General features: G+C 62.9%; 4 protein-coding genes and 1 pseudogene. 3 read left to right on the forward strand and 2 right to left on the reverse strand.

Annotated features, from left to right (window positions below):
* A pseudogene (locus EN914_RS21795) lies at positions 1-595 on the reverse strand (peptidase M15A); the annotation flags it as partial.
* A gap of 215 nt (positions 596-810) precedes the next feature.
* Positions 811-2,646, reverse strand: coding sequence for a class I poly(R)-hydroxyalkanoic acid synthase (phaC, locus tag EN914_RS21800; RefSeq protein WP_013531993.1), 1,836 nt, complete (start codon positions 2,644-2,646; stop codon positions 811-813).
* A gap of 97 nt (positions 2,647-2,743) precedes the next feature.
* On the opposite strand from phaC, the gene EN914_RS21805 reads away from it, so the two are divergent.
* The 3 genes from EN914_RS21805 to EN914_RS21815 form a co-directional block, all read left to right on the forward strand.
* Positions 2,744-3,136, forward strand: a complete 393-nt coding sequence (locus tag EN914_RS21805; protein WP_013531992.1) for a hypothetical protein — start codon at positions 2,744-2,746, stop codon at positions 3,134-3,136.
* A 44-nt stretch (positions 3,137-3,180) separates the two neighbouring features.
* Positions 3,181-4,398 (forward strand): LL-diaminopimelate aminotransferase, encoded by a 1,218-nt coding sequence (locus tag EN914_RS21810; protein ID WP_013531991.1) that lies wholly within the window; start codon positions 3,181-3,183, stop codon positions 4,396-4,398.
* Between the two features lie 47 nt (positions 4,399-4,445).
* Positions 4,446-5,652, forward strand: a 1,207-nt coding sequence (locus EN914_RS21815) for a homoserine dehydrogenase (RefSeq protein ID WP_164778841.1), incomplete at its 3' end; no start/stop codon positions are given.

The following is a 5,652-nucleotide window of genomic DNA, read 5'->3' on the forward strand; positions in this document are numbered from 1 at the left end:
TCCGGGCGTTGCTGATGAGGGGGGCTGGTGTCGCCGAGGCTGGCGTTGCGCCAAACATCGAGGCGAGGAAGCCTTTCTTCTTTGGTGCTTCGGCCTGCGGCATCTCGCCAGCCGTCACATAGACCGGGTTGTTCATGGCCGGAGCGGCAGCGGGCTTCGGCGCCGCCACGTCGCCGTCGGCCGCGGCGATCTGCTGGGCGACCGCATCGGTCTGCTGCGCGGTCTGTGCCTGCTGCGTCAGCGACTGCGGCGTGTTTCCAACGATGGTTTCGGCGCCCGCCGGCATGGTCAGCGGAAAGGCAGCTCCCGGTTTGGACACAGGCACATAGGCGACCTTTTCAGGCAGCGCCGTGTCGCTTGCCGTCATCACGGTCGTCTGCTCCGTCGTGACATCAGACGAATCGGAGGCGGCGATCGCCTTGCCGCTGGAGGCCGCGTTTACATCCGATGCGGTGGCATTGTAGCCGGGCATTCCGACCGACATTGCCGGGTCGCCAGCCGAAGTGCAGGAGGCCAGAAGCAAGGAGCAGAGCGCTGCCACAATGGCGCGGCGTTCTCCCTTTGCGAGGCTCCATCCTGCTGATTTCAAAGTCAAATTCCCCCTCGATGTCCGGTCGGCATATCTTGGCGCGGCATGCATGCGTCGCTGCCAAGGTGACCTTTGTCTCCGATCCGGAAACGAGACCTGTGTCAAATCCGCAAGCCTGGAAGTATTTTTGCAGTGATTGCCGAATTACGGCCGCTTGATGGTTGACGACACCATTTCGCCCGCTTTTGGCGGCCCGTCAACTCACCACACATTACAGTCCGTTACACACGGACCTTCACATAGGTGCCCGGAGCATCACCCAAGGTTTTCATATGCTTGCCCGGTTTGCGGGCAGGCACGCGGGTGTTGTCCTTGGCCTCTATCCAGCCTTGCCAGTGCGGCCACCAGGATCCTGGATGGTCGGTGGCATTGGCTATCCACTGGCTGAAGTCGCCCGTCGGCGTACCCCCGGTCCAATACTGGTATTTGTTGGATGCCGGCGGATTGACGACACCGGCGATATGGCCCGACCCGGCCATCACATACTCGACCGTGCCGCCGAAATATTTCGAGCCGAGGAACACCGAAAGCGCCGGCGCGATGTGATCTTCCTTGGAGGCGAGGTTGTAGACCGGGATCGTGATGTCGCCGAGCGAGACCGTGCGGCCCGCCAGTTCCATCGTGCCTTGCGAAAGGTTGTTCTCAAGATAGCAGTTGCGCAGGTAGAAAGAGTGGTTGGCCGCGGCCATGCGGGTGGAATCGGCATTCCAGTAGAGCAGGTCGAAGGGCAGGGGATCCTTGCCGCGCATGTAGTTGTTGACGACATAGGGCCAGATCAGGTCGCCTGAGCGCAGCATGTTGAAGGCGGTCGCCATCTTGGTGCCGTCGAGATAGCCCTTTTCGCTCATCGACTTTTCCACTGCCGCGACCTGTTCTTCGTCGACGAACACCTTCAGGTCGCCGGCATAGGTGAAGTCGACCTGCGTGGTGAAGAAGGTCGCCGACTTGATGCGGTCGTCGCCCTCTTGCGCCATCAGCGCCAGTGCAGCCGCCAGGAGCGTGCCGCCGACGCAATAGCCGATCGCGTTGACGTCGCGTTCGCCGGTGGCTTTCTCGACCGTGTCGAGGCCGTATTGCAGACCCTCGCGGATATAGGCTTCCCAGCTCTTGGTGCCGTGGCGCTCGTCCGGATTGACCCAGGAGATGACGAACACGGTGTGGCCCTGTTCAACCGCCCAGCGAATGAAGGATTTCTGCGGGTTCAGATCGAGGATGTAGAATTTATTGATCCATGGCGGGCAGATCAGCAGGGGCCGCTTGAGCACCGTCTCGGTCGCCGGTTCGTACTGGATGATTTCGGCGACGTCGCTGCGGCCGACCACCTTGCCGGGAGTGGTGGCGATGTTCCTGCCGATCTCGAAGGGCGAGTAGTCGGCCTGCCGCAGCTTCAGGTCGCCCTTGCCGGCGGCGATGTCCTCGGCCAGCATCTTCATGCCGCGCACCAGGTTTTCGCCGTTCGAGGCGACGGTTTCGCGGAACAGTTCCGGATTGGTCAGGATGAAATTCGACGGCGAGATGGCGTTGGACACCTGCTTGACGTAAAAGCCGGCCTTGTGGCGGGTGTGCTCGTCAAGACCTTCGGCGTGCTCAACCAGATCGGCCGCCCAGCGCGAGGTGACGAGATAGGCCTGCTTGAGGAAATCGAAGAAGGCGTTGCGGCCCCATTCCGGGTCGAGGAAGCGTTTGTCGCCGCGCTCCGGCTTGACCGCGTCTTCGGTGTCTTGCGCGGCGTTGCTGGTGCGCTGAATGGCGTTGGCCCAGACCGTCATATAGCCGGAGAACAGCCGCGTCTGCGCTTCCAGCGCGCGCTGCGGATCGGCAAGCCAGTATTCGCTGAGCTTGGAAAAGGTCTTCACCATATCGACGACGGGCTCGGCCACATGGTCGCGCACGTCGCCTTTTTCGCGCGGCTCGGCCCAGGCGGAAGCGGCCTTGCCGGCCTGCTCGATCATGCGCGCCATGTTCAGGGCGAAGCGTTCCGGGTCCTTCACCAGATATTGCTCGACGGTCGAAGGCTGGTCATCTTCCGCTTTGCCCGAATCGGGTGTTTTGGACATGGTTGGCGGGGTTCCTCCCGAGGCCTTTTCTTGACATATTAACATGGGACATCCGACCGGGCCAATCTCGCTCTACCTCGGCTGCCAAGGAAACAATATGACGATTAATATTGGCGAGACTGTTTTTTTCGGTTCCGGACGTTTTTGCCGCATCGGCGCGGCGATCGTCCTCATCGGCATTGCCGGGTGCTCGAGTACCAACACGAATGGCCCGACGCCTGTCGCTGTGGGTGCGGGACCGAAGGATACCGGCACCTTCCCGAACCTGAACATCAAGCCGCAAGTGGCGGCGCCGCAGTTCACCGAAGCCGAGAAGAACGCCAAGCTCGCGCAATTGAAGGCGGATGAGAATGCGCAGGCGGCAAAGGGCGGCGGCCCCAAGGTCGCCAACCAGGCGGCGCTGACGGATCTGGCCAAGAAGCATGGCGACGAAACGCTGAAGCAGATCGAAGCCAAATGCGACCCCGCCCTCGACCCTACCTGCAAATAAGTATATAGCGCGCGCCCAACACCCCTTCGCTGTCTGGAACTGCCATGGAAGAATTTCACAAGGTTCGCCGGCTTCCGCCTTACGTGTTCGAGCAGGTCAACCGGCTCAAGGCCAGCGCCCGATCGCGTGGCGCCGACATCATCGACCTCGGCATGGGCAATCCGGACCTGCCGACGCCCAAGGCTATCGTCGACAAATTGTGCGAGGTCGTGCGCGACCCGCGCACGCATCGCTATTCCTCGTCGCGCGGCATTCCGGGCCTGCGCCGCGCCCAGGCCGCCTACTATGGGAGGCGCTTCGGCGTGAAGCTCAACCCCGACACGCAAGTGGTGGCCACGCTTGGCTCGAAAGAAGGCTTTGCCAACATGGCGCAGGCGATCACCGCGCCCGGCGACGTGATCCTGTGCCCGAACCCGACCTATCCGATCCATGCCTTCGGCTTTATCATGTCGGGCGGCGTCATCCGCTCGCTGCAGGTGGAGCCGGACGACGGTTTCATCCCGGCGCTCGAGCGCGGTGTCAAGCATTCGATCCCGAAGCCGCTGGCGCTGATCCTCAACTATCCGTCGAACCCGACAGCGCTGGTCGCCTCGCTCGATTTCTACAAGGATGTGGTCGCCTTCGCCAAGAAGAACGACATCATCATCCTGTCCGACCTTGCCTATTCGGAGATCTATTTCGACGGCAATCCGCCGCCTTCGGTGCTGCAGGTGCCTGGCGCGATCGACGTTTGCGTCGAATTCACCTCCATGTCGAAGACCTTCTCCATGCCCGGTTGGCGCATGGGCTTTGCCGTCGGCAACGAGCGGCTGATCTCGGCGCTGACGCGGGTGAAGTCCTACCTCGATTACGGCGCCTTCACGCCGATCCAGGTGGCGGCGGCACACGCGCTCAACGGCGACGGCGCCGATATCGCCGAGGTGCGCGATATCTACCATAAGCGCCGCGACGTGATGGTCGACGCCTTCGGCCGCGCCGGCTGGACCATTCCGGCACCGGCGGCATCGATGTTCGCCTGGGCGCCGATCCCGGAGCCGTTCAAGCATCTCGGCTCGCTCGAATTCTCCAAGCTGCTCATCGAACATGCCGACGTGGCCGTGGCGCCCGGTGTCGGCTTCGGCGAGCATGGCGACGAATTCGTGCGCGTTGCTCTGGTCGAGAACGAGCACAGGATCCGGCAGGCGGCGCGCAACATCAAGCGCTTCCTGTCGACCAGCGCCAAGCAGCCCAACAATGTCGTGCCGCTCTCCGCTCACCGGTAAGCTTGCCGCACGCAAATTCGATCTGACTTTGAGGGACGTCGCCGGACATGGCTGAAGCATTGCGTGTTGGAATTGCCGGCCTCGGCACGGTCGGTGCATCGGTGGGGCGCGTGCTGCGCGACAAAGCGGTGGAACTGACCCGCCAGTGCGGCCGTGACGTGATCGTCACCGCCGTCTCGGCGCGCGACCACAAGCGCGATCGGGGCGTCGATCTGAGCTCTGCAAAGTGGTTCGACGATCCGGTCAAGATGGCCCAGACCGCAGAAATCGACGTGTTCGTCGAACTGATCGGCGGCGACGAGGGCCCGGCGCGCTCATCGGTGAAGACGGCACTCGAAGCCGGCCGTCACGTCGTCACCGCCAACAAGGCGCTGCTGGCCAAGCATGGCGTGGCGCTGGCCGAGATCGCCGAGAAGAAGGGCGTGCTTCTGAACTACGAGGCGGCGGTGGCGGGCGGCATTCCCGTCATCAAGACGATGCGTGAGGCGATGGCCGGCAATTCGGTCACCCGCGTGTTCGGCATCCTCAACGGCACCTGTAACTACATCCTGACCCGCATGGAGGCCGAGGGCATCTCGTTCGATGCTTGCCTGAAGGACGCGCAGCGGCTGGGCTATGCCGAGGCCGATCCGACCTTCGATATCGAGGGCCACGACACGGCGCACAAACTGTCGATCCTGACCAGCCTTGCCTTTGGCACCAGGATCGCCGCCAACGACATCTACATGGAAGGCATTTCCAACATCACCCAGGCCGACATCCGCGCGGCCGCCGATCTTGGCTACCGGATCAAGCTGCTGGGTGTCGCCCAGCGCACCGAGAGCGGCATCGAGCAGCGCGTGCATCCTACCATGGTGCCGACCGCATCGGTCATCGCGCAGGTGCATGGCGTCACCAATGCGGTGGCGATCGAGACCGACATTCTGGGTGAGCTGCTGCTGTCCGGCCCCGGGGCGGGCGGCAACGCCACCGCATCGGCCGTCATCGGCGACATCGCCGACATCGCCAAGAGCCGGCCAGGCTTCCAGCATGGTCCGGTCTTCGGCCGGCCGGCCAAGGAGCTGAAACCCTACAAGAAGGCGCAGATGCGCAGCCATGCCGGCGGTTATTTCATCCGGCTGACCGTGCACGACCGCATCGGCGTGTTCGCGGCAATCGCCAAGCGCATGGCCGACAATGACATCTCGCTGGAATCGATCGTCCAGCACGCAGTCAACGGCGAGGCGGCGGCACAGAAGACGGTGATCCTCGTCA

It is taken from the genome of Mesorhizobium sp. M7A.F.Ca.CA.001.08.2.1, assembly GCF_003998455.1.
GTDB lineage: Bacteria > Pseudomonadota > Alphaproteobacteria > Rhizobiales > Rhizobiaceae > Mesorhizobium > Mesorhizobium ciceri.

Excerpts from the sequence above, each read along its gene's own strand:
- phaC (WP_013531993.1), bottom strand. The coding sequence starts at position 2,646 with ATGTCCAAAACACCCGATTCGGGCAAAGCGGAAGATGACCAGCCTTCG.
- EN914_RS21805 (WP_013531992.1), top strand. The coding sequence starts at position 2,744 with ATGACGATTAATATTGGCGAGACTGTTTTTTTCGGTTCCGGACGTTTT.
- EN914_RS21810 (WP_013531991.1), top strand. The coding sequence starts at position 3,181 with ATGGAAGAATTTCACAAGGTTCGCCGGCTTCCGCCTTACGTGTTCGAG.